Source organism: Corynebacterium sp. HMSC28B08 (assembly GCF_001806865.1).
Classification (GTDB): domain Bacteria; phylum Actinomycetota; class Actinomycetes; order Mycobacteriales; family Mycobacteriaceae; genus Corynebacterium; species Corynebacterium auriscanis.
On the sequence record NZ_KV786165.1, the window covers coordinates 136,773 to 160,866 of the forward strand.

At 57.9% G+C, this 24,094-nt stretch carries 21 protein-coding genes, 7 tRNA genes and 2 pseudogenes; 23 read left to right on the forward strand and 7 right to left on the reverse strand.

Going from position 1 to position 24,094, the window contains the following annotated elements:
• Nucleotides 1-81: 81 nt before the first annotated feature.
• The 6 genes from HMPREF3098_RS05255 to HMPREF3098_RS05280 all read right to left on the reverse strand — a co-directional run bounded on the left by HMPREF3098_RS05255 (nt 82) and on the right by HMPREF3098_RS05280 (nt 697).
• A tRNA-Gly gene (locus tag HMPREF3098_RS05255) sits at nt 82-154 on the reverse strand.
• Between the two features lie 26 nt (nt 155-180).
• Nucleotides 181-255 (reverse strand) — tRNA-Val (locus HMPREF3098_RS05260).
• Between the two features lie 19 nt (nt 256-274).
• A tRNA-Cys gene (locus tag HMPREF3098_RS05265) sits at nt 275-346 on the reverse strand.
• Nucleotides 347-406: 60 nt separating this feature from the next.
• Nucleotides 407-482: transfer RNA gene (locus HMPREF3098_RS05270), tRNA-Gly, on the reverse strand.
• A 26-nt stretch (nt 483-508) separates the two neighbouring features.
• A tRNA-Val gene (locus HMPREF3098_RS05275) sits at nt 509-583 on the reverse strand.
• A gap of 38 nt (nt 584-621) precedes the next feature.
• A tRNA-Gly gene (locus HMPREF3098_RS05280) sits at nt 622-697 on the reverse strand.
• Nucleotides 698-1,169: 472 nt separating this feature from the next.
• On the opposite strand from HMPREF3098_RS05280, the gene HMPREF3098_RS05285 reads away from it, so the two are divergent.
• The 16 genes from HMPREF3098_RS05285 to HMPREF3098_RS05360 all read left to right on the forward strand — a co-directional run bounded on the left by HMPREF3098_RS05285 (nt 1,170) and on the right by HMPREF3098_RS05360 (nt 14,947).
• A tRNA-Val gene (locus HMPREF3098_RS05285) sits at nt 1,170-1,244 on the forward strand.
• Nucleotides 1,245-1,268: 24 nt separating this feature from the next.
• A complete protein-coding gene (locus HMPREF3098_RS05290) occupies nt 1,269-1,733 on the forward strand; it encodes an aminoacyl-tRNA deacylase (RefSeq protein WP_035112946.1) in 465 nt (154 codons plus the stop codon).
• 556 nt (nt 1,734-2,289) lie between these two features.
• A complete protein-coding gene (locus HMPREF3098_RS05295) occupies nt 2,290-2,835 on the forward strand; it encodes a copper resistance CopC family protein (RefSeq protein WP_052094682.1) in 546 nt (181 codons plus the stop codon).
• Between the two features lie 5 nt (nt 2,836-2,840).
• Nucleotides 2,841-3,182, forward strand: coding sequence for a hypothetical protein (locus HMPREF3098_RS05300; RefSeq protein ID WP_070434267.1), 342 nt, complete (start codon nt 2,841-2,843; stop codon nt 3,180-3,182).
• 110 nt (nt 3,183-3,292) lie between these two features.
• Nucleotides 3,293-3,934, forward strand: a complete 642-nt coding sequence (locus HMPREF3098_RS05305) for a copper chaperone PCu(A)C (protein WP_035112950.1) — start codon at nt 3,293-3,295, stop codon at nt 3,932-3,934.
• Nucleotides 3,935-4,018: 84 nt separating this feature from the next.
• Nucleotides 4,019-5,239: a Dyp-type peroxidase gene (locus HMPREF3098_RS05310; protein WP_070434268.1), complete on the forward strand. Its 1,221-nt coding sequence runs from the start codon at nt 4,019-4,021 to the stop codon at nt 5,237-5,239.
• A 201-nt stretch (nt 5,240-5,440) separates the two neighbouring features.
• On the forward strand, nt 5,441-7,429 hold the full coding sequence (thrS, locus tag HMPREF3098_RS05315; protein ID WP_246815856.1) for a threonine--tRNA ligase: 1,989 nt from the start codon (nt 5,441-5,443) through the stop codon (nt 7,427-7,429).
• 155 nt (nt 7,430-7,584) lie between these two features.
• Nucleotides 7,585-8,145, forward strand: a complete 561-nt coding sequence (locus HMPREF3098_RS05320; protein WP_070434269.1) for an HIT family protein — start codon at nt 7,585-7,587, stop codon at nt 8,143-8,145.
• Nucleotides 8,138-8,803, forward strand: coding sequence for a phosphatidylinositol phosphate synthase (gene pgsA / locus HMPREF3098_RS05325; protein WP_070434270.1), 666 nt, complete (start codon nt 8,138-8,140; stop codon nt 8,801-8,803). The genes HMPREF3098_RS05320 and pgsA overlap by 8 nt, the downstream gene beginning before the upstream one ends.
• Before the next feature lie 48 nt (nt 8,804-8,851).
• Nucleotides 8,852-9,862 carry a phosphatidylinositol mannoside acyltransferase gene (locus HMPREF3098_RS05330; protein ID WP_070434271.1) on the forward strand — a complete coding sequence of 337 codons (1,011 nt, stop codon included), beginning with the start codon at nt 8,852-8,854 and terminating at the stop codon, nt 9,860-9,862.
• Between the two features lie 6 nt (nt 9,863-9,868).
• On the forward strand, nt 9,869-11,023 hold the full coding sequence (locus HMPREF3098_RS05335) for a glycosyltransferase family 4 protein (RefSeq protein ID WP_070434272.1): 1,155 nt from the start codon (nt 9,869-9,871) through the stop codon (nt 11,021-11,023).
• Between the two features lie 5 nt (nt 11,024-11,028).
• On the forward strand, nt 11,029-11,499 hold the full coding sequence (locus tag HMPREF3098_RS05340) for a hypothetical protein (RefSeq protein ID WP_070434323.1): 471 nt from the start codon (nt 11,029-11,031) through the stop codon (nt 11,497-11,499).
• Between the two features lie 91 nt (nt 11,500-11,590).
• Nucleotides 11,591-12,529: a pyridoxal 5'-phosphate synthase lyase subunit PdxS gene (gene pdxS / locus HMPREF3098_RS05345; RefSeq protein WP_052094685.1), complete on the forward strand. Its 939-nt coding sequence runs from the start codon at nt 11,591-11,593 to the stop codon at nt 12,527-12,529.
• Nucleotides 12,530-12,541: 12 nt separating this feature from the next.
• The gene (locus tag HMPREF3098_RS05350) at nt 12,542-13,426 is read left to right on the forward strand and encodes an acyl-CoA thioesterase (RefSeq protein WP_070434273.1); all 885 of its coding nucleotides are present in this window, start codon (nt 12,542-12,544) and stop codon (nt 13,424-13,426) included.
• Between the two features lie 2 nt (nt 13,427-13,428).
• Nucleotides 13,429-14,052, forward strand: coding sequence for a pyridoxal 5'-phosphate synthase glutaminase subunit PdxT (gene pdxT / locus HMPREF3098_RS05355; RefSeq protein ID WP_246815854.1), 624 nt, complete (start codon nt 13,429-13,431; stop codon nt 14,050-14,052).
• Between the two features lie 142 nt (nt 14,053-14,194).
• Complete coding sequence (locus HMPREF3098_RS05360) at nt 14,195-14,947, forward strand: YebC/PmpR family DNA-binding transcriptional regulator (protein ID WP_070434274.1); 753 nt, start codon at nt 14,195-14,197, stop codon at nt 14,945-14,947.
• Nucleotides 14,948-14,974: 27 nt separating this feature from the next.
• Here the strand turns inward: HMPREF3098_RS05360 and HMPREF3098_RS05365 are convergent, their stop codons facing one another.
• Nucleotides 14,975-15,448: a DUF3817 domain-containing protein gene (locus tag HMPREF3098_RS05365; RefSeq protein WP_070434275.1), complete on the reverse strand. Its 474-nt coding sequence runs from the start codon at nt 15,446-15,448 to the stop codon at nt 14,975-14,977.
• 404 nt (nt 15,449-15,852) lie between these two features.
• Between HMPREF3098_RS05365 and ruvC the strand changes: the two genes are divergently transcribed.
• The 7 genes and pseudogenes from ruvC (at nt 15,853) to HMPREF3098_RS05395 (ending at nt 24,054) form a co-directional block, all read left to right on the forward strand.
• Nucleotides 15,853-16,410 (forward strand): crossover junction endodeoxyribonuclease RuvC, encoded by a 558-nt coding sequence (ruvC, locus tag HMPREF3098_RS05370; RefSeq protein ID WP_070434276.1) that lies wholly within the window; start codon nt 15,853-15,855, stop codon nt 16,408-16,410.
• Nucleotides 16,411-16,492: 82 nt separating this feature from the next.
• Entirely contained in the window at nt 16,493-17,119 is a 627-nt protein-coding gene (gene ruvA / locus HMPREF3098_RS05375; protein ID WP_070434277.1) for a Holliday junction branch migration protein RuvA, read from the forward strand.
• Between the two features lie 117 nt (nt 17,120-17,236).
• Entirely contained in the window at nt 17,237-18,325 is a 1,089-nt protein-coding gene (gene ruvB / locus HMPREF3098_RS05380) for a Holliday junction branch migration DNA helicase RuvB (RefSeq protein WP_070434278.1), read from the forward strand.
• A 124-nt stretch (nt 18,326-18,449) separates the two neighbouring features.
• Nucleotides 18,450-18,839: a preprotein translocase subunit YajC gene (yajC, locus tag HMPREF3098_RS05385; protein WP_070434279.1), complete on the forward strand. Its 390-nt coding sequence runs from the start codon at nt 18,450-18,452 to the stop codon at nt 18,837-18,839.
• Nucleotides 18,840-19,045: 206 nt separating this feature from the next.
• Nucleotides 19,046-20,815 (forward strand): annotated as a pseudogene (secD, locus tag HMPREF3098_RS11840) (protein translocase subunit SecD); the annotation flags it as partial.
• A gap of 69 nt (nt 20,816-20,884) precedes the next feature.
• Nucleotides 20,885-22,315: pseudogene (gene secF / locus HMPREF3098_RS11845) on the forward strand (protein translocase subunit SecF); the annotation flags it as partial.
• A 68-nt stretch (nt 22,316-22,383) separates the two neighbouring features.
• Nucleotides 22,384-24,054 carry an ABC transporter substrate-binding protein gene (locus tag HMPREF3098_RS05395; protein WP_070434324.1) on the forward strand — a complete coding sequence of 557 codons (1,671 nt, stop codon included), beginning with the start codon at nt 22,384-22,386 and terminating at the stop codon, nt 24,052-24,054.
• Nucleotides 24,055-24,094 lie beyond the last annotated feature (40 nt).

Below are 24,094 nucleotides of genomic sequence, written 5' to 3' on the forward strand. Positions count from 1 at the left end.
CTGGCTGCGTGGATGCAGTAAACCGTGGGGTGGGTGGCGCGCAGCAAAGCCCCGAGGCTTTACGCCTTGGGGCTTTAGTTGAGCGGATGACGAGACTCGAACTCGCGACCCTCACCTTGGCAAGGTGATGCGCTACCAACTGCGCTACATCCGCATTCACCCAACGATTGCTTCGTTGGTTGGTGCGCGATACTGGGATCGAACCAGTGACCTCTTCCGTGTCAGGGAAGCGCTCTCCCGCTGAGCTAAACGCGCTTTAATTCAGTTGTTCTTGAGGTGGAAACGGGAATCGAACCCGTGTACACGGTTTTGCAGACCGTTGCCTAAGCCACTCAGCCATTCCACCAAGGCAGTGTTTGCCGTATGTGGCCCACCTTAGTGAACCTCGGTTCAACAAGGTGAACCTTGGAGCGGATGACGAGACTCGAACTCGCGACCCTCACCTTGGCAAGGTGATGCGCTACCAACTGCGCTACATCCGCATTCACCCAACGATTGCTTCGTTGGTTGGTGCGCGATACTGGGATCGAACCAGTGACCTCTTCCGTGTCAGGGAAGCGCTCTCCCGCTGAGCTAAACGCGCTTATCTTCTCTTTTCTACCCGGTGACCCTGGAGAAAAGTGGAGCGGATGACGAGACTCGAACTCGCGACCCTCACCTTGGCAAGGTGATGCGCTACCAACTGCGCTACATCCGCGTTGCAACACTGCAATGAATCGTTGCGACTCAGAACATTAGCCCGATTGTTGTTTATTTCACAAATCAGCAGGTCATAGCTAGCTGCGATGAGGGGAGAAGATGTGATCAAGGCGGAGTTCGAATTACAACGGTGACATTCAGTGGCCGAGTTAACGCCGGGGGCTACCGCGGTTGCTTTAAAGCTGGTCCCTTGAGGGGGATACGACAGTTAAGTGGTGGGCAGTGGAACAGGGAAACGGTCATGGCCAAGTGGTGTCAGCCCAAATAAAACAGACCCGCCCCCACACCGTCCAGGGTGGAACAGGGAAACGGTCATGGCCAAGTGGTGTGACAGTACGCTGAGTGTGTTGCGCTGCCGTTCACTTTTATCGGTCGTGAGCACGCCGTTTGCGGGTATGCAACGCCCAGGTGGTACATTTTCTCCACAGCACGGATGAAAACCGCGTGTTGACACGCGCAAGATTCGTTGCGGTCCTATAGCTCAGTGGGAGAGCGTTCCGTTCACACCGGAAAGGTCACTGGTTCAATCCCAGTTAGGACCACCATTCCGCGCCGGTTAGCATGGTTTCATGGCTAGTAGAACCCGCGCGATCGCCGCTGTGGCCGGTGTGCCTCACGAAGTGTTGAGCTACGTTCCAAGCAAGGATCATTTTGGGGAGCACTCGGTACAGGAACTCGGGGCGGATCCTGCAGAAGTTTTCAAAACCTTGGTCGTCGTTTCTGGTGTGGATTTCGCTATGTGCTGTGTGCCTGTCGCGGGACATCTTTCCCTGAAGGCCACGGCCAAAGCCCTTGGCTGGAAGAGGGCCGAGATGGCACGTCCGGCACACGCACAACGTATTACGGGGTACGTCGTGGGTGGAATCTCTCCGCTGGGAACGCGGAATCCACTACCTACACTCATCGATGCGAGCGCGGCTGATCTGCCCCAGATTATTATTTCCGCCGGGCAGAGGGGACTATCTTTGCGGATGGCTCCTCGGGACCTCGTAGATCTTTCCGGCGCAAGGCTTGCACCTATAGCAACTCGGTGACGGCTTCTCGCAGGATAGGTGATCCAGCGCCACAAGCGATGTCGTAATCGATCGGTGTTGCCGGGCACGGCCCATCGGCCTGATAATCCACCGCCCTTGCGTACCGCCGTCAGCCATCATGGCTTGCCACTGTCCGCCATCATGGCTTGCCACCGTCCGCCACCATGGCCTGCCGCTGTCAGCCATCATCGCCCGTTCCGCACGCCATCGGGAATATGTGATAAACAGCACATCGTTTTCAACTTGGGAACTTTGTGCGTGGCATAACCGACTACTTCGACGGGTCCGGAATAATTCCCAGTAGCAACCCTAGGGCGTCGTTCTTGGTGGGTTCTGCGCTGTTTTAAGCGTGCCGAGCCTGCACTAGCGTTAGATGGAGACGCATACAGAATGAACGCTGGACCCCTCTTTGGAGAAGGTTGTTAGGTTAGCGATCCCGCTTGCGGGGTTGCAGCGATCTTTTCGAAGTGGATGCCAGGAAGCAGAAGGGACATTGATGAAGAAGTTGGCTTTAGGGCTTACCGGTTCGCTATCGAGGTGGGGTAGGCCCGTCGCGATGACAGGCGCAACTGCGCTGACGGCAGCCACGATTTTCGCCGCTCCCGCAGTAGCCCACGACGGCGTTGTGGAATCCAATCCGGCTGCCAGTAGTACGGTTGAACAACTTCCAGGAAAAATTTCGCTCACCTTTTCTGGTGTTCCCCAGGACGGATTCAACAACATCGCCTTGACTAAGGACGGCAACCTCATCACGCGGGGCAAACCCACACAGGATGGCAAGACCCTGTCCATCGACGTGCCGGAGCAGAAGGACGCCGAGCCGGGTGAATACACAATTGGCTACCAAATCACTAGCTCCGACGGTCACGCGACCCGGGGTTCCGTGAAATTCACGCTGGCTGGTGGAAACAAGGGTTCATCTGAAGCGGGCGACAACAGCCCCTCGAACGACCGGGAAACCAATGAGTCCTCCTCACAGGGGGATGACCCCATGCGAGGACTTGGGTGGTTACTACCTCTAGCCGGTATCGTCGTTATCGGAGGTGCGCTGGTCATGGCGATCGCGCGCTGGCGAAACCTCAACGACGATAAGAGGAGTTGACGACAATGAGCGTTTTTAAAAAGGTGACAGTTGGAGCAGTTGCTCTCTGCGCGGGCGTGGCTATGGCCGCGTGCTCCCCGCCGCACGAGAATGATTCTTCCAATCGCGGATTCGGGGAAGTAACCCAAGGCCCAACCCAGCCAAGCCTGGCTGAGGTCACCAAACCCACCTCCGAACCCTCCACCGCATCTACCTCTTCCGTAGACCCATCCGCCCAGGAGACCACTGAGCCAGCTGCAACCGAGCCGGCTCGTTCTTCCGAGGCGAACAACCCTTTCACTGAAAACGCCCAGGCTCCAGCCCAGGGCACTGCTGCCGATGGTGCAGCTCAGGCGCCTGCCCAGTAGGGTGCCCCACGCTCCAGCAGGAATGTACTTCCTGTGTCGCTGCGAGTGGCGCTGCCGCTTGTGGCGTCGAGCAAAAAAACAACAACATAGAAACAGAAAGCAGGATCGCAATGCGTACCTCCACCTTTGGCCGTAATCGCCTGGCCGCCCTCTCCCTAGCCACCGTCGCTTCCGCTAGCTTGGCCTTGGCCAGCTGCTCCGCACCTGGTGAAAAGGATGGTAACACCGAGGCCGCACACTCCTCCGTTACCGAAGGATCCGATGCAGCCAAAGCTCCATCAAATGATCAGTCCAGCACCCCAGCGCAAGAATCCGGTATGAACCACGAGGGCCACGACCACATGTCTGGCGCTAAGACCATCACGTCTGGCGATCTTGCATTCGAGGATGCGTACATCACTGCAAAGCCCGCATCGAAAAAGATGACGGGTGTGTTCGGCACGTTCAAGAACACCTCCGATAAAGAAATCAACATCACCGAGGTCAGCGGTTCTCTCAAGGGTCGCTATGAAATCCACGAGACTAATAACGGTGTGATGTCCCAGATGAAGGGTGGCCTGAAGATCGCCGCCGGTCAGACTAGCGAACTCAAGCCGGGTGGAAACCACTTGATGATCATGGACAACACCGACGAGATTGCAGCCGGTGATACCCTCACGCTGAACCTCAAAGATTCCGAGGGCAACAGCTATGAGCTCAAGGACATTCCGGTGCGCGTGCAGAACTCCCAGCACGAGCACTACGGCCACTAGTTTTTAGACATGTCAAGCGCAGCGCGCATTCGCAGCGTGCTCTGCGCATCGAACGAGATCTTCGAAAAGAAGGTAGAACTAGCAATGTCCACTGGCAATGTATCCCGTCGCGGATTTTTTGCCGGTCTGGGGCTCGTGGGCACCGCAGGTGTCCTAGCAGCCTGCAATACCGACACATCCACCAACAGCACTGATGCTACGACCGCTGGGGGTGAGCAGCCACCAATTCTTTCGGCCCGCTCCACCGACCGCACGACGATTCCGTTTGATGGGGCACACCAGGCAGGCATCCAAACACCCAGTCAGGCCAATGCGGTCGTTGTTGCGTTCGATCTGAACCGCGAGGGTCTGAGTCCCCGTGAATTACGCCGTAACCTGCGGCGTCTCATGGTGATCTGGACAGGCGACGCCCGCTCCATGACCCAAGGTGAAACCGCTCTCGCTGACTTGGAAAGCGAGCTCACTGCAGCGCCGCTAAACCTCACCGTTACCGTGGGTTGGAGCCCAAAACTTATTGCCGACGCCAAGCTGGATTCGAAAACGCCTTCCTGGGTTAAGAATCATCAGCAGGGATTACCTCCATTTAAAGGCGACCGGCTCAATGAAGACTTCAGTCACGGCGATGTGGTGTTGCAGGTGTGCGGGGATGACCTCACGGCGGTGAGCCATGCTGTTCGCGTGCTGACTCGCGGGGGGCAGGACTATTGCCGTCCGCGGTGGATCCAGCGCGGATTTGTAGACTCGCCCCAGGGACAAACCCCTCGCAATTTGCTGGGCTTTAAAGACGGTACGGCCAACCCCGCTAACGACGCCGAATACGACGATACAATCTGGGACGACCAGGGTGGCACGTCGATGGTTGTCCGCCGTATCGTGTACGACATGCCCGATTGGGAAGCTCTCGATCGTCCCTCCCGTGAAGTGGTTTTCGGTCGCACGATTAAAGAAGGCGCTCCATTGGGCGGGGTAGCAGAAACCGACCCCGTGGACTTGAACAAAGTGGACCAGACCGGTCTGCCCTACATCGATCCGCGCAGCCACGTGGGGATCGCTGCCGGTAACGGCAAACGCATGCGCCGACGCGCCTACAACTGGGATGGCGAGATTTCCCCGCTTGGGAGCACGGGGTTGATTTTTATCTCTTTCCAAGATGATCCCGAACAGGGGTTTAGCGAACTGCAACGCCGGTTGGCGGACAAGGACCGCCTGAATCGCTGGATCACACACGTGGGATCCGCACTATTCTGGTGCCCACCGGGCACACAATCGGGTGCCTACTGGGGTCAGAAGGTCTTAGAGGGGTAATATCTTGTGAGTTGAAGATCGTCACCAGGTATGTGGCGATCACCGCTATCCCGAAAGGACATCCCTGCTGTGAGTGACCTCAGCCCACACAACTCGCCCCATGCCCAGCACTCTCACGGTGCTCCCACTGGACAGGCAACTACAGTGGCTACCCAGCCGGTCACCTTCACTGTTTCCGCGGGTGAGGCTGCGGGCGCAGCAATGCGTCCCCTGGAACTGCCGAACAAGGGCCCGCAGGCAATCGTGTGCGTGAAGGATTCGGATGGCAACCTTCGGGATCTCTCTTGGGCTCCTGAGCAGGAGCAACAGGTCACGGCTATCCCTGCCGATACGGAGGAAGGTCGCGGCGTCATCCGACACTCGGCAGCACACGTGCTGGCCCAAGCTGTGCAGAAGGAATTCCCCGGCACCAAGCTGGGTATTGGTCCGGCGATCGAAAACGGGTTCTACTACGACTTTGATGTGGCCGAGCCATTTACGCCGGAAGATCTGAACAAGATCGAAAAGACGATGAAGAAAATCATCAAGTCTGGCCAGAAGTTCGAGCGCAAGGCCTATGCCTCAGTGGACGATGCACGTGCGGAATACACCCACGAGCCTTTCAAGACTGAGTTGATTGATGACAAGGGCAATGTGGACCCCGATTCCGATGAGGCCACCGAGGTCGGCGCGGGCGAATTGACCGCGTACTCCAACGTCAACCCCCGCACTGGTGACGTGGAATGGTATGACCTGTGCCGCGGCCCGCACGTGCCCACCACCCGTTACATCCCCGCCTTCGCGATCACTCGATCCTCTGCAGCGTACTGGCGCGGCGATCAGTCTAAGGCGGGATTGCAGCGCGTGTACGGCACCGCGTGGGAATCTAAGGAGGCGTTAGAGACTTACCAAAAGATGCTGGCCGAGGCCGAAAAGCGCGATCATCGCCGCCTAGGCGCAGAACTGGACCTTTTCAGCTTCCCCGACGAGATCGGTTCTGGCTTCCCTGTTTTCCACCCCAACGGCGGCATCGTGCGTTTGGAGATGGAGGAACACTCTCGCCGTCGCCACATCGAAAGTGGTTACTCCTTCGTCAACACCCCGCATATCACGAAGGGCGACCTGTTCCAGAAGTCGGGCCACCTTGATTTCTATGCCGAGGGTATGTTCCCTCCCATGCAGTTGGACGGCGAAACCGATGCGGATGGCAACGTCACCAAGCAGGCACAGGATTATTACGCCAAGCCGATGAATTGCCCGATGCACAACCTGGTTTTCGCTTCTCGTGGCCGTTCTTACCGCGAATTGCCCCTGCGCCTGTTTGAGTTCGGCACGGTCTATCGTTATGAGAAGTCGGGCGTGGTTCACGGTTTGACCCGCGCGCGTGGCTTCACGCAGGACGATGCCCACATCTACTGCACCGAGGATCAGCTGGAAGAAGAGCTCACCACGGTTTTGGAATTCATCATCTCGCTGCTGCGTGATTATGGCTTGGATGATTTCTACCTAGAGCTGTCCACCAAGGACCCGAAGAAGTTCGTGGGTTCGGACGAAATCTGGGAGCGCTCTACGGAGATCCTGCAGCGCGTAGCTACCAAATCCGGCCTGGAACTGGTTCCGGATCCAGCAGGTGCGGCGTTCTATGGTCCAAAGATTTCCGTTCAGGCACGGGATGCCATTGGCCGTACGTGGCAAATGTCCACGGTACAGTTGGACTTCAACCTGCCCGAGCGCTTCAACTTGGAATACACCGCCCCCGATGGTTCTAAGCAGCGCCCTATCATGATCCACCGTGCGTTGTTCGGATCCATCGAGCGCTTCTTTGGTGTGTTGCTAGAGCACTACGCCGGCGCGTTCCCCGCGTGGCTGGCGCCTCACCAAGTGGTGGGTATTCCGGTTGCTGATGAATTCAACGAATACCTGGACGGTGTGGCGTCCAGTCTGCGCAACCGCGGTATCCGCGCAGAGGTCGATACGTCTGACGATCGTATGCAGAAGAAGATTCGTACGCACACTACCGGCAAAGTTCCTTTCATGTTGTTGGTAGGTGGCCGGGATGTTGAGGCTGACGCCATTAGCTTCCGCTTCCTCGATGGATCCCAGGTCAATGGTGTTCCGCGTGAAAAGGCAGTAGATCTAATCGCGAACTGGATTGGCGAGCGCCGGAACACTCAGCCGACAAAGGCCGAGGTAGAGGCGCTGCTCGATTAGCGCGCCGACAGTGACAGACAGCCGTTTCCCTGTGCGTACCCCGTGTATGGACAGTGGGAGTGGCTGTTTATTCGGTAAAACAGTGAGCAGGGCCTGAGTAACCTAATAGCCGGACGTGGAGAGTCGGAATATCAATCGAAAGGAGTTGGAGAGGGATGACTGATACCCCGTACGTGGATTCTGGGGTGGGAGACACCCCGAATAACCCAGACGGGTTGCTGCGCCTGTGGGCGCCATATCGCTCCACCTACCTAACGAAGTCCCCACGATCGGCCGATCCTTTTGTGGAATTGCCGAAGCAATCCGATGAAGACGCATTGATCATTGCCCGCGGCGAGACGGTGTACTGCGTATTGAATCTTTTCCCATACAACCCCGGGCACATGATGGTTGTCCCGTACCGTGCGGTAGCCGACTACACGGAGTTAACGGATGAGGAAACCGCAGAGCTCGCGCAATTTACCAAAACGGCGCTGAAGGCCCTCCGGCACAGTTCCAACCCCGATGCAGTCAACGTGGGATTGAATTTGGGTAAAGCGTCCGGTGGCAGCGTGCCCACCCATCTACATCAGCACATCGTGCCGCGATGGACCGGAGATGCTAACTTCATGACCGTTATGACCGGCACGAAGGTCCTACCACAGACATTGCGTGAAACCCGTGACTTGCTTGCGCGGGCATGGGCAGAGGTCGAGCCAGGAGAGAGCAATGCTTAGTGTGCATGGCAGAAAACCAGCTGCCGTGGTCATCGAACCTATTGCGCGGCGCCTGAGCTCGTGGGGAGTAACCCCCAACATGGTGACGATCGCGGGGACCGTCCTGGCCATAATTTTCGCCCTCTGGCTGATCCCCGCTGGCCACCTATTCATCGCCGCCGCTCTTATAGGCCTAACGGTCGCCACCGACATGGTGGACGGAACTATGGCCCGAATGCGAGGCGGCGGCACGAACTTTGGCGCTGTTTTGGACGCCACCTGCGATCGCCTTTCCGATGGCGCGATTTTCGCAGCGCTGACGGTGTATTTTGTGCTTCATGAACCGCACGAAGTTGGTTTGTTGTGCGCGGTCTTGTTGATTCTGGTCTGCAGCCAAGTCACTAGCTACGTCAAAGCTCGGGCAGAGGCCAGCGATATTAAGGTGATTGGTGGCTTAATCGAGCGCCCGGAGCGCCTCCTCATTGGGCTGGTTTCAATCGGTCTGCACGGACTTGGGCTGCCCTATATTTTGGCTATTGGCCTGTGGGCGTTGGCAGCGGGTAGCGTGTACACGGTCATCGAACGCCTGTGGATCACTGCGACCGCTGAGAATGCTGCCGCTAAGATTGCTGCGCCCACGGGGGCGCGTGAATTCTCCACGCCCGAGAACAAGGGGTAACGTCCCTTGGCACCTATTCCTACCAACGAAGAAAAACTGGCACGAACTATGAGTTCAAACACGGCACAGGAACTTCGCGATTCCTTGACAGCTTTCGCGTACAAAGCTGGCTGGAAGCTCACGGCTATCGCACCCGAGCCAGTCGCTCGATGGCTATTCACGGCGATGGCCGATGTGGCGTCGAAAAATGGAAAAGGCCCAGAACAGCTGCGCCGCAACCTCGCTCGCGTAGTTGGGCCCGAGAACGTGACCAAGCAGCTGGTGCGGGATGCCATGCGAAGTTACATGCGGTATTGGAGGGAAGCTTTCCGCCTACCCACAATGGTGGACGAATCGCTTGTCGCCCGCATCGACGCGGGATTTACCCAGGGAAGTGCGGAGCGGGTATTTGCAGCCATCGCCCGTGGCAAGGGGGTAGTAGTTACGCTGCCACACTCTGCGAACTGGGACATAGCCGGGGTGTGGCTGGTGGCCAACAATGGCGAGTTTACGACCGTGGCAGAAAGGTTGAAGCCGGAGAGCCTATTCGATGCTTTCGTAGACTACCGTGAGAGCCTGGGATTCAAGGTTATTGCCTTGACCGGAGCAGAGCGACCTCCGATGGAGTTAATGGAGGAAGTGCTGCGCGAAGGGGGTGTGGTGTGCCTGATGGGTGAACGTGACCTCACTGGCCGAGGCGTATTGACCCGTTTTTTCGGCGAAGAGGCTACTTTGCCGCCGGGTCCCGCATTGTTAGCTCAGCGAACCGGTGCTGTATTGATGACCGCGGGAATGAGCTTCACCGAACACCGGACGCGCGGTCGGTGGGGGTTGCCACGTGTGGAGGAGGGTTGGCGTATTCACGTTGGGGAACCGATTGATACCGATCGGCCGTTGGAGGACATCGTTCAGCAACAAGCCGATGAATTCGCCGCAAATATCGCGCGTGATCCAGCTGATTGGCACATCTTGCAACCGGTCTGGTTGGCGGATTTTTCCATGCGCCGGCTGCGGGCCATGGGGATGGAGCATCGGGTTAATCGGCCGGCATTCGAAGGCTCAGTAAAGCAGGAGGGGTAGCGACCATTGCGTATTGGAATGATCTGTCCCTACTCCTTTGATGAGCCAGGCGGGGTGCAGATCCATGCGATTGACCTGTGCACGGAGCTGATCAAGCGAGGCCACGAGGTCAGCCTTATAGGCCCGGGCAGCGATCGCTCCCGGGTGCCTAGTTTTGTGGAACTGGGCGGCAAGGCAGTACCCATTCGGTACAACGGCTCCGTCGCCCGGCTGAGTTTTGGACCAAAAACCGCGCGCCATGTCGATCGGTGGATTGCCGATAACAACTTCGACGTGTTGCATATCCACGAGCCGAACTCTCCGTCGTATTCCATGTTGGCCCTGCGACGGGCGGAGGGGCCGATCGTGGCTACCTATCACGCGTCGGCGAGTTCTTCGTATTTGTTGCGCCTCGCTTTACCTTTCCTTCGTCCGCTATTAGAGCGGATTCAAGGTGGCATTGCGGTCTCGGAAGAGGCCCGGCGGTGGCAGGTGGAAAACTTGGCGGGGGATCCGGTGTTGATTCCTAACGGGGTTGCCACGGGTATGTATCGACGCGCCGAACCCATTAGTGGGGTGGATCCCACCCGGCCGCGGATTATGTTTCTGGGCCGATTCGAGGAGTCACGCAAGGGTTTGAACATTCTGCTGGATGCCATGCCCGCCATCGTGCGCCAGTTGCCCGAAGTGGAGTTGGTTATCGCCGGCGGAGGCTCAGTGGATAATTTGGTCGCCCGGTTAAACAAGGTTGGGTTGTCACATTCTGTCGGGCTTGGCCCTTCGGAGGCCAATGTACGGATTTTGGGGCGGGTGTCGGACGAGGATAAGGCCCGTGCCCTCACCGCCAGTGACATTTACATTGCCCCGAATACGGGCGGGGAGAGTTTCGGCATTGTCCTCGTGGAGGCCATGGCCGCGGGTGCTGCCGTGGTCGCCAGCGATATCCCTGCCTTCGCCGCAGTGGGGCAGGACGGACACTCGGCCAGGCTTTTTCCCAACGGGGATTCTGCGGGGTTGGCTGCTGCCGTGAGTGAACTGCTAGCCAACCCTAATAAGCGGCGCGCGCTGGCGGCCCGTGGGGCGCAGCGGAGCAGAGAATTCGATTGGCAGACGGTCACCGATAAAGTCGAGGAAGTTTATTCTGCCGTCGCTGCAGCAGGGCGGAAGGTGATCGTGCGTTGATCACCATGTCAGTCTGGGCGTTGTTGGCTCTCATTGCCCTTTTCACTGCCATTGTGGTGGGGATGTGGGCTTTTGGTCTGGCGCAACGGCTCAACCGTTTGCATATTCGTACCGACGCCGCCAGGCTCAACTTGCAGGGGGCTCTGGACGCTCGCGCCGCAGTGGTGGAAGCGCTGCAACCGCAGATGGCGGAGGAGATCAATCGACTATCCGGCACGGTATTGCGCGCGACGAACATGGGCATGCGCTCCGACGCGGAAAATGCCCTGACACGCCAGCTCAGCCCAAGCGTGTTAGCCAATAGCAGTTTCGTCGCTGCGTCAACCCGTGTGGACCTAGCGGCGCGGTTTTATAACGATGCCGTGGCGGATACTCGGAACGTGCGGGCGCGTCCCATTGTGCGGGTTTTGAGGTTGGCGGGACGAGCACCGATGCCGGAGTTCTACGAGGCCTCGACAACGAATCACCACGAGTAAGAATTTCACCCCCGGCTTCTCTACCACAAAACTAGACAGGTTAGACTAGTGAAGCATTAAACAACCCATCATGTGGGGCAGGTCGTTTCTGATGGGCGACGTGCTCAGATGGCTAGAGACGGGAAGAGCGAACGTGAGTAATCAACAGGAAACTACCGGCACAGCACGTGTGAAGCGCGGCTTGGCTGACATGCTCAAGGGGGGCGTCATCATGGACGTTGTTACCCCGGAACAAGCAAAGATCGCTGAAGATGCTGGCGCTACGGCAGTGATGGCGCTGGAGCGCGTGCCTGCTGACATTCGTGCCGAGGGCGGCGTTTCCCGGATGTCCGATCCGGATATGATCCAGGGCATTATCGAGTCCGTTTCCATTCCAGTCATGGCGAAGGCGCGCATTGGCCACTTCGTTGAGGCTCAGGTTCTGCAGTCCCTCGGCGTGGACTTCATTGATGAGTCCGAGGTCCTGACCCCGGCCGACTACAAGAACCACATCGACAAGTTCGATTTCACTGTTCCATTCGTGTGTGGTGCAACCAACCTCGGTGAGGCCCTGCGTCGCATCAATGAGGGTGCTGCCATGATTCGTTCTAAAGGCGAGGCCGGCACGGGTGATGTATCCAACGCTGTGACGCACATGCGCACCATCCGCGCAGAGATTAATCGTTTGAAGTCTATGGCTGAAGACGAGCTGTACGTTGCAGCCAAGGAGCTGCAGGCCCCGTACGAATTGGTGCGCGAGGTTGCCGAAAAGGGCAAGCTGCCGGTCGTCTTGTTCACCGCTGGCGGTATCGCCACCCCAGCCGATGCTGCGATGATGATGCAGTTGGGTGCCGAAGGCGTGTTCGTCGGTTCCGGCATCTTCAAGTCTGGCGATCCTGAGAAGCGTGCTCGCGCCATTGTGCAGGCCACCCAGAACTACGATGATCCCGAGACCATTGCAAATGTTTCCCGCGGTTTGGGCGAGGCCATGGTCGGTATCAACGTGGACGAGATTCCTCAGCCTCACCGCTTGGCTGAACGCGGCTGGTAAAAACTAGGACCGATGAGTTCGACAACACCACAACCACCGCGCATTCTCGAGGTCCTCGACCTAGAACGTGTGGATCGTGACATTTATCGAGGCCAGGTCATTCCCTCCAAGCTGGCGCGCACCTTCGGAGGACAGGTGGCCGCACAGGCTCTAGTGGCGGCCACCAACACAGTCGAAGATACGAAGGGTGTGCACTCATTGCACGCCTACTTCTTGGCGCCGGGTAATCCCGACGCCCCCACCACCTATTTGGTCGATCGCGTACGGGATGGGCGATCGTTTGCTTCGCGCAGTGTAAAAGCCGTGCAAAACGGGCGGGCGATCTTCATCATGCAAGCGAGTTTTCACGTGCGCGATGATGAGGGGCCAGAGCACTCGGACACGATGCGTGCGGTTCCCGACCCAGATTCCATCGTGGTGGACCACGACCGGATGACGGATACGCGCCGCAAACTCATGGAGGAGTGGAGTGACTGGGATATCCGATACGTGGACCCAGAGCACTTTGAGCACAACAAGTACACCGCTAGCCAGCAGCTAGTGTGGTTCCGTTCAAAGCAGCAGCTACCCGATGACGAAACATTCCACATCTGCACATTGGCGTATATGTCGGATATGACCCTTTTGTCGTCAGCGTTGGTTCCGCACCAGTCTGAGCAGGTCCAGGAAGCCTCGTTGGATCACGCGATGTGGTTCCTCCGTCCGTTCCGCGCAGACGAATGGCTATTGTATGACCAGATATCTCCATCGGCGCATGCAGGACGTGCACTTACCCACGGGAGGTTGTTTAACCAACAGGGGGACTTAGTGGCTGTGGTGACCCAGGAAGGGCTTACCCGAACGCTCCACGAGGGAAAGATCGCCGTGCCTTTCAAGCAGGAACAGGATCGCGGCTAAGGATGGTTCAAACGAACACCATGAACAACGAATTCTCTGGATTCACCGTAGGAGTACTCTCGCTACAGGGAGGCTTCGCGGAGCACACTCGCGCGCTGGAGCGACTCGGGGTGAAAGTGGTCGCAGTGCGCCGGCCGGCCCACCTAGAAGGGCTCGACGGGATCATCCTGCCCGGCGGCGAATCCACCACGATGAGCAAACTGCTGGAGCTCGGGGGATTGTTGCAACCACTGCAAGAGGCCATCGCTGCCGGACTGCCCGCGTTCGGCACCTGTGCAGGGTTGATTCTCCTAGCCGATGAGGTTCTCGACACCCGTGCGGACGCGCACAGTCTTCATAGCCTAGACATCAGTGTTCGTCGGAATGCTTTCGGGCGTCAAAAAGATAGTTTTGAAACCACCTTGCAATTCGGACATCGCGGCAGACAAGTAGAAGCCGTGTTTATCCGCGCACCACAGGTCGAGCGCGTGGGAGATGACGTCGTTGTCCTGAGCACCCTGGCTGACGGAACCGTCGTAGCTGTACGCAGCGGTCACGTGATGGGCTGCAGTTTTCACCCAGAGCTCACTAGTGATGATGGGGTACACGAGTACTTTTTACGGGAGCTGGTTGTCCCAGCCGCGTAGAAAGAGGCAACACGTATAGCTCGCTGTCCCAACTCAAAGGCTCGTCAACTCACCAAAGTTTTTAGGGTGGGTTCATTGGGCTTGGGCAGCCCACGGCGTAAAGTAGAACAAGTACCAGTTAGTTAGATGATGGAAGAGGACGATGGCAGGCCACTCAAAATGGGCAACCACAAAGCACAAGAAAGCAGCTAACGATGCCAAGCGCGGCAAGGAATTTGCCAAGCTGATCAAAAACATCGAAGTAGCCGCTCGTACCGGTGGTGGCGATCCCAGCGCAAACCCGACGCTGCAGGACGCCATTACGAAAGCGAAGAAGTCCTCTGTCCCGAACGACAACATCGATCGTGCCGTTAAGCGTGGTTCAGGCGAAGAAGCCGGTGGCGCTGACTGGGAAACCATCATGTACGAAGGCTACGGCTCCGGTGGCGTGGCGATGCTCATTGAATGCCTTACCGATAACCGAAATCGCGCGGCTACCGATGTTCGCACCGCTATGAGCAAGAACGGCGGCAACATGGCAGATGCCGGTTCAGTGTCTTACCAATTCACCCGCAAGGGGGTGGTGATTCTCGATAAGGGCGAGCACACCGAAGATGACATCCTCATGGCTGTGTTAGATGCCGGTGCGGAGGAAGTTAATGACCTGGGCGAAAAGTTCGAAGTTGTCAGTGAACCTACGGATCTTTCCGCTGTGCGTGATGCGCTGCAGGAAGCCGGGATCGAATACGACTCCGTGGAGCCGGACTTCCGCGCGTCTACCGAAGTACCAGTAGACGCGACAACCGCTAGGAAGAACCTCAAGCTCATTGACGTGCTAGAGGACTGTGACGATGTACAGAACATCTTCACGAATATGGATATCCCAGCCGACGTTATGGCCGAACTGGAAGATTAGAGGAATCCGGGTTCAAGTGAACCCGGATTAGTTTTTAAACCACTCCAGTGGAGATCCCAGCGCCAGCAGGCCGCTGAACAACAGAGCCACGGCGATCAGTACGACGATTAAGGTCACAATTGGTTTGCTTACCGCAAAGGCCAGTCCGTGTTCAGCCACGTTACTGGGGCGTTCGTGGGGATCGAGCGCATCAGCGGTGAACCGCCACGCGCCGTTGAGCACACCTGCTTTATCTGCCTGCTTTTCGAATGGAATGGTGGCAAAGGGGATCACGGAGGACAGTAAGCCTAGAATTCCTCGGCCGAAGCTCCAGCGATTATTGATCCAAAGCAGCACAGTGGCAACGCAGTAGGTGAGGAACACAAAGCCGTGGATTCCCCCGGCTATGCGCACTCCAAGTGGGGTAACGTCCGTGTATTTCAGGATCATTCCCCCGATAAGCAGCGCCCAAGTGATGGTTTCGGCTACCGCTAGGGTGGAGTAGAGCTTCTTTGGTGTCATGTATGAAAACATACCGTAGGTTCGGTTGAAGTCCGAAGTAACGGCGCGGTAGCAGGATGTCGGCAACCGTAGCTGGTGGCCAGTGTTGGCAACTGTAGCTGGTGGCTGGAGTTGGCAACTGTAGCTGGTGGCCGAAGTTGGCAACTGTAGCCGGGGTTGGAGTTGGCAACCGTAGCTGGGGGCCGTAGTTGGCAACTGTAGCCGGCAACCGTAGCTGGGGGCCGGAGGTCGGGTGGGGGTGATGAGAAGGTGCGCCCCCCGAGGTGGATAGGATTTCACTGACCGCGCACAGCACACTCCATTTTTGGAACACGTGTGCTAAATTAGTGAGCGCTATGAATAAATCGCCATCACATCCTGCCCCCCATGCGCGCCCAGGAGTCGATTCCCGCGCGCTTGCAGGGATGGGTGAGGGAGGGGTGGCGCGTGGCGTCGGCCAACGAACCCGCAACCTGGCCGGCCTGCGAGTGATGGGGATTGACCCAGGTTTGACGCGGTGCGGGCTGTCTGTCGTCCAAGCAGGTCGCGGGCGTTCTGTACTGCCAATAGCCGTGGGGGTAGTCCGCACGCCCGCCACCGATAGCCTCACCTCTCGCTTATTGCGCTTGTCGAATGCGGTGGAAGAATGGATGGACGAATATCGCCCGGACGTAGTGGCTCTGGAGCGGGTTTTCGAACGATCGAATGTGTCGACGGTGATGAATACTGCTCACGCCTCCGGTGTATTGATGCTCGCGGCAGCCAAACGCGGGCTGGATGTGCACATGTACACCCCCAGTGAGGTGAAGAAGGCGATCACAGGCAACGGGCGGGCCGATAAACCGCAAATGACCACGATGGTAACTCGCATTCTTGGTCTTGGTGAGCCGCCTAAGCCCGCCGATGCTGCCGATGCGCTTGCCCTCGCCGTCTGCCATTGTTGGCGCGCACCGTTGAACCATATCGTAAAAGGACAGTCATGAGTGGTTCCATGTATATCTCGTTGCGTGAACCCGCTATGGGTAGTCGGTACTCCTCGTTAAAATCCCTTGAGAAAGGACATTCATGATTGCCTCGTTGCGTGGAATCGTTATTGATAAAGGTCTCGATTACGTCGTAGTGGAATGTGGTGGCGTTGGGTATCACTGCCACACCACCCCAGCGATTGTCGGATCGCTGGAGCGTGGTTCCGAAGCCTTCGTCCTCACCACCTTGGTGGTTCGCGAGGACGCACAGATGTTGTATGCGTTCACCGATTCCGACCAGCGCCAAACCTTCGTGGCCCTACAAAAGGTTTCCGGGGTGGGCGCCCGGGTTGCTTTGGCGATTATGAGTGTTCTCACTCCCGCTGAATTAGCCGCTGCGGTGGCCGATGGCGATGCTAAAACACTGCAACGCGCCCCAGGTGTGGGAAAACGGCTGGCCGAACGCATGGTCGTAGACCTCAAGGGCAAGCTGGGTGCGTTGTCTTCTGATCTATCGACGCCTAGCGCTGCCACGAACGGTTCTCCACAGGAGTTAAGTGATTCCGTGCGAGCACAGGTGGAAGAAGCTCTGGTGGGCCTCGGCTTCACGGAAGCAAAGGCGGCATCTACTGTCTCGCAGGTCGCATCTCGGACTGAGGGTGCGGGGCTTTTGGAAGCTTCGAGCTTACTCCGAGCGGCGCTGTCGCACCTCGGTGGTAGTAAATAGGCGCGTGGCGGTCCGACGGGAGATGGCCACGAGGCTCTGTCACTTCGACACAGTCTTATGGGAGTGGCTATGCGTAGTGACGAAGAGTGTCCGCGGGCAGAGGTAAGGTAGGCAAACATGAGTGACGTGGAAAAAACTGAATTCGAGTTACCCTCGGGTGCTTTCGAGTTCAGTGGCGCTAACGCAGGTGGCGGAATCAACCCGGACCTCAGCGGTGGACAGGTGCCGGGGGATTCCGATGTAGAAAGCTCGCTGCGCCCCAAATCTCTGGGTGAGTTTATCGGCCAGCCGAAGGTCCGCACTCAGCTTGATCTGGTTTTGGGTGGCGCTCGTGCGCGTGGAGTAGTTCCGGATCACGTGTTGTTGGCCGGGCCGCCGGGCTTGGGTAAAACCACTATGGCCATGATTATTGCCCAGGAGCTGGGAACGTCACTGCGTATGACCAGTGGCCCGGCGCTGGAACGGGCGGGTGATCTCGCCGCGATGCTATCCAACTTGATGGAAGGCGATGTCCTGTTCATTGACGAGATCCACCGTATTGCCAGGCCAGCGGAAGAAATGCTGTACATGGCAATGGAGGACTTTCGCATTGATGTGATCGTCGGAAAGGGGCCGGGAGCCACTTCCATTCCCATTGAAGTTGCCCCGTTTACGTTGGTCGGTGCTACTACGCGCGCCGGTATGCTGACAGGTCCATTGCGGGATCGCTTTGGTTTCACCGCCCAAATGGAGTTTTACGACGTGGAGGACCTCACACGCGTGGTCACTCGCGCTGCAGGAATTCTGGGTGTGCACATCAGTCACGATGCTGCCTGGGAAATCGCTTCGCGTTCGCGTGGCACCCCGCGTATTGCGAACCGTTTGCTGCGTCGAGTCCGCGATTTCGCTGATGTGAATGCGGACGGCAAGGTCAACTTGGAAGTGGCTAAAGCAGCGCTACTGGTGTTTGACGTGGACGAATCCGGTTTGGACCGCCTCGACCGCGCAGTGCTCGATGCCCTCGTGAGAGGCCATGGCGGAGGGCCTGTGGGCGTCAATACACTAGCGATAGCCGTGGGTGAAGAACCCTCCACCGTAGAAGAAGTGTGCGAGCCTTACCTAGTGCGAGCCGGCATGCTAGCGCGTACGCCACGCGGAAGAGTGGCTACGGCCATGGCATGGAGACACGTGGGGCTGGAACCTCCAGAGGGCACTATTGGTCTGTAATTATTCGCTGTGCCGGTAGCGGCGCCCGCATGGCTACGCAAGCGTTAGCTTCAGCGAAAGCGGTGGTTAAGAACGGTGGGGTGCGGTAATTAGGTCACCGCAAGGATATGGCACACTGGCAGGTATGGATCCTCTCATTCTTATTCTTGTCCTACTGGTTTTCATTGCACTCCCGTTATTCCAAATGCGGAAGCAAAACCAAAGGCTCAAGGAGATTCGCGCCTTCCAAGAACAACTGCGCCCCGGCATGGTGGTGCGTATGACCTCCGGACTACAGGGGCGCATTCACAACGTGGGTGAAAAGACGATCGACCTAGAAATCGCTCCTAGCGTGGTAACCACCTGGGACCGCACCGCGGTGCTCAACCCAGTTGATTCCGTCGATACCGGTTCGGTGCAAGGGGATGCGTTGCAGCAGAGCAACCCCAGCACTTCCAGCCCGGTTGATCAGCACGAGGTCGACGGCCCGTCCACGGACGACAACCCGAAGGGTTCGCCCGAGGATCGTCGCTAAAGTGTTTGACCGCGCGGTTTATGGAGAGTTTCCCAGACTCCCCACCGCGCGGTTCTTACGTAATCGCCCCTCAAGGGTTAGAATCATCAGGTTACGATTCGATCTGCTTGTAGAGTGCGGTTAACGCACGCTTTTCTCATCCGGCGCAGGCAGTCCGTATTCATTTCACGTCAGTAGTTCCCGATATACGCCCAGGAGTCTTTACTGTGGCCACGAAACGCTCCACACGAGCTGCCAAAAACAACTCGTTTGCATGGCCGAAGCGAGCACTAGCGCTCTTCGCCCTTATCCTCGTCATTGTTTTTGGCTTGATTTTCTTCACCGGCAGCAAGTCGCTCTCGCCCAAGTTGGGCATCGACTTGCAGGGTGGCACCCGCATCACCCTTGTCCCGCAGGGTGCCAAGCCCAGTTCGGAGCAGCTGGACCAAGCACGCCGTATCCTCAGCGACCGCGTCAACGGCATGGGTGTTTCCGGCGCGGAAGTACGTGCGGACGGCAGTAACCTCGTGATCACCGTTCCTGGTGAAAACGTGGAGGAAGCCCGTGCGTTGGGCAAGACGTCACAGCTTGTTTTCCGCCCGGTGGTGCAGCAGCCCGCACAGCCAGACAAGGGTGTGTTTAAAGAAGTCGAGGCAATGGCGAACCGCTGGGTAGAGGTCGGGGCGATCACGCCCGAGGTCGGCCAGCAAAAGCTGGACGACCTCATGAAGTTCCTCAAGCAACAAAAGGTGCCAGATGCGCCGAAGGACTTAAAGGTCACCGCCAAGGCCCCCGCTGAAGGCAAAACAAGTGTGGAGCAGCAGAAAAACCGTGACAAGATGGTCAAGGTATTGCTGGAAGACCGCCAGTCAGACAAGGCTAATAAGCAGGAGGCTGCTCGTGCCCTCTTGACGTGTGAGGGCAGCGATAAGTTGGCCGGTGCCGATGACCCGTCGAAGCCCTTTGTGACCTGCGATAACGAAGGTCAGGTTCAAGTGCTGGGCCCTGCGCCGCTACTGGAGGGCTCGAAGCCAGGCCCCGATGCCAAGTTCCTCACTGGCGCAATGATCGACGGGAACGCCCCCATCACAGGTGGTCTCAACCCACAGACCGCCCAGATGTCCATCTCCTTTAAGTTCAAGACCGGTAAGCAGACCCCCGGTGGCGAGACTTGGTTCAAATTTGGGCAACAGATGCTGCAGCAGCAAGTCGCCATCACCCTGGACTCGAAGGTGATTTCCGCTCCGGTGATCCAGGAGCCAACCCCTCCGGGCAATACCTCGCAGATTACTGGTGAGTTCAGCGAGAAGGAAGCTCAGGACATCGCCAATAACCTGCGCTACGGCGCTTTGCCCATCAGCTTTGTGGGTGAAAATGGTGAGCCCGGCGGTACAACCACCACGATTTCCCCAACTCTGGGTGAGGCCTCCCTGAAGGCCGGTCTGATCGCCGGCGCTGTCGGTTTGGCGCTCATCGCAATCTACGCCCTGGTCTACTACCGCGGTTTGGGCGTCATTGCGATTGTCTCCCTGTTGGCCGCGTTCGCTCTGGTCTATGGCCTGATCGTGTTGCTGGGTCGCTGGATTGGCTACAGCTTGGACCTCGCAGGTATCGCTGGTCTAATCATTGGTTTGGGCACCACGGCCGATTCGTTCGTTATCTACTTCGAACGCATCAAGGACGAAATCCGCGATGGGTCTACGTTCCGCTCGTCCGTTCCACGCGCATGGCAGCGCGCCCGTCGCACGATCGTCACGGGTAAGGCCGTGAGCTTGTTCGGAGCGCTCGTGTTGTACTTCCTGGCCATTGGCGAGGTCAAGGGCTTCGCCTTCACCCTTGGCCTGACCACTATCTTCGACCTTCTGATTGCTTTCTTGGTCTCTGCTCCACTGGTTATTTTGGCATCTCGACGCCCCGCGTTTGCAGCACCGCGGCTCAATGGCCTGGGATCGGCATTCCGTGCGGCAGAGGCCAATAAGTCTCAGCGCGACGATGAGGGCGACAAGGATTCTTCCATGGGATTCTTCGGCAAGATGTATAACGGCATGGGCGGGTTCCGGATTATTCCGAACCGCCGCAAGTTGTACTCCCTCATGGCCGCGATGCTGGTTGTAGCCATCGGTGCGATCCTGATTCGTGGGTTCACACTGGGCATTGACTTCCAGGGAGGCACAAGGATTGCCATGCCACCGGCGCAAAACGTCACGCAGTCACAGGTGGAAGAGACGTTTAAGGATGCCATTGGCATTGCCCCTCAGTCCGCCCAGACTGTGGGTAGTGGCGATTCGCGCGTCATCGAGGTGACCTCTGAGCGCCTGAGTGAAGATCAGATTCGTCAGGTTCGTTCCGCTCTATTTGAGAAGTTCCATCCTAAGAATGCCGCGGGCGAGGTCAGCGAGAACGCAGTGACGGATTCCACGGTCTCCGAATCGTGGGGTAAATCCATCACGCAGCGCATGCTGTTGTCGCTGGGCGTATTCTTGCTGATCGTCTTTACCTACATCACTATCCGCTTGGAACGGGACATGGCCCTGGCTGCCATCGTCACAATCTTGCTGGATCTCGCCGTGGTGGCCGGCCTGTATGCCCTCATTGGTTTCGAGGTCTCGCCAGCAACGGTGATTGGTTTGCTCACGATCTTGGCATTCTCCCTCTACGACGTGGTGGTGGTGTTCGACAAGATTCGCGAGAACACTTCGGGCCTGTTTGGGTCCACCCGCTCTACGTTCGATGAACAAGCCAACCTGGCGTTGAATCAGACCATTATGCGCTCGATCAACACCTCCATCTTCTCGGCAGTGCCTATCGTGTCGTTGCTGGTGGTGGCGGTAGGTTTGATGGGCGTAGGAACGCTCAAGGACTTGGCGCTGGTGCAGTTCATTGGTGTGATTGTCGGTACGTTTAACTCCATCTTCTTCGCGGCTCCACTGTTGGCCACGATTAAGTCCCGTCAGCGTAAGTACCGGGAGCACAACGAACGCGTTCGCAAGGCTCGCGAAGGTGGTGAAGGTAAAAACGACCAAGCTGTTGAGATGGCAGGTGTCGCCGCAGTTGGCGCTACGAGCGCTTCCGATGTGGCCGGCCTGGATCGCAACGCCGGCGGGACAGCGGCGCAGCGAACCGCCGACACCCAGCACAGTGCCAACATCCAGCACAGCGCAAGTCCCGATACAGATGGGGACCGCGGGGGCGACTTTGATTCTGCAAGCGAGGACGCGATTAACCGCGCGCGTGCAGCCGACTCCACCGGGCGCGGTGCATCAACCGAAGTCGGTGCTGATAATGGCAACCCATTGAATTCGGCGGTGGGTTCCAGCGGGGCGTCGAGTAAAAATGGTGGTCGCAAGGTTCAGTTCCCCAGTAATGCCAGCCGGGTGACTAAGCCAGCAAAAAATGACCAGGCCGAAGGCACAGGTAGGGAAGCAACGCACGATTCAGCCCGCCATGACGGGCCAGAGACCGGTGCAGCCGGGCAAACGTGGCGCCCGGGAATGTAGCACGGAGAACTCAGTGATCGTGGATCTGGTTCGCTGCTCGCGGTGGGCGACAAGGTAGGAAGGTGTTTGTGAAAGGCTCGGTTGGCAAGAAAATCGCGGCGACCGCGGGGGCGGCGGCGATCACGGTTGCGGTGGCTTCCTGCGCCGGTGATCGAGGCCCCGGCGATAGCGCTGCTCCCGAAGAGCAATTCGGGTACGCGTTGCCACAAGAACTGGTTACGACGAACGCCGGCACCGCGTTGGGTGTAGCCACGGACGCCGGCAAAATCAGCGCCCGACTGTATCCAGGAGCTTTCATTGAAGGTCCCGATGAGCAATTGTTGCCAAATCCGGACATTGTGAAGGCCTTTCCCAGCAAACGTAACCAAGCGGTCATCAACTACCAGATCAACAGCCAAGCCGAGTATTCCGACGGGAAACCGGTGGTGTGCGATGACTTCCTGTTGACGTATGAGGCCTCCAAGCGTCCGGACTTATTCGGCTCGGATATGCCATTATTCTCGCAGGTTCAGAGCCTGGACTGCCAGCCCGGATCCAAACGGTTCGTAGTGAATTTCAAGCCGGGATTCGGCGAGCGGTACAGGGAACTGTTTAGCGCGGGCAGCGTGCTGCCCATGCATACGGTTGCCGAGCGCGCGAAGCTGCCCGATGCAGCCCAAGCACTGCGATCGGGCGACGAGGCAATGCTTACCGAAATGGGGAAGCAGTGGCAAGAGACTTTTTTGCTCAGCAAAACCGATCCGACAAGCGTGCCCACGTCGGGTCCGTACAAGATCGCATCCCGCGGGGAAGATGGGCACCTCGAATTGACCGCCAACCCTGGGTGGTCGGGTGTAAAACCCGTCGAGGAGCCGATCCATGTGTGGCCACGGCGGGCAGACCTAGCCACGCTCCGGGAGCACAACCAACTAAAGGTTGCAGATATTGACGCGGGTAAGAATCTTGAAGAGCTGGGATTGAAGGAGCCGGACTGGCGCGTCACGCGTGTGCAGTCTTCCCGGGTGGACACTTTGCGTATTTCCGATCTGGGCCCACTGGGCACCCCCGAAGCCCGAAGCGCCCTCAACTACTGCATCGATCAGCGTGGCTTGGCTGATGCCGTGACTAAACACTCTGGTGCGCGCGTGAAACCAGCTGGTTTGCGCGTGATTGGGCCATCGCACCCACTTTCCAGCCAACTGACCCGCACATCCCAAGAGAATACCGTTTTCGCGCCGGATAAAGTGGCAGCGTTGACAGGCCAGACGATCCGTATCGGATACCTAGAAACCACGTCCCGGTACAAAGTCATCGTGGACAAGATTAAACAGACGTGTGGCGCTGCCGGTGTGAATGTGGAGCCAGTGCCCCGCGGCATAAGTGATTACGGGGTATTGGGAGTTGATTACGACGTGTTGTTGGATACCCGCACCACTTTTGGGCGCAATGCGGCGGTGGCCCACGGTGTTTCCGGGCGCCTGACAGAAATCCAGCGAGAGGAAAAGAAGCTGCAGGCCGCCAGCTACTCGATTCCATTGGTGACCGAAGCCCGCACGATTGCGTTTGAGGGCCACTTGCACAACGTCATGGACAATGGGGCAGATGGGGGGGTCAGCTGGAACATGGACCGGTGGATCACCCGTATTACGCCGGTTCCTGATGATGCGCCCGCTGCTGCAGATCCGGATGCCAAAACCCCCTCGAACAATCCCAACCAATCGGGTGCGAGCGGTACCTCTAACCCCGGAAAAGGTAGTTAATCCTCACGTGTTCGCTAAAGTAAGCGACACGTAGTGTTGC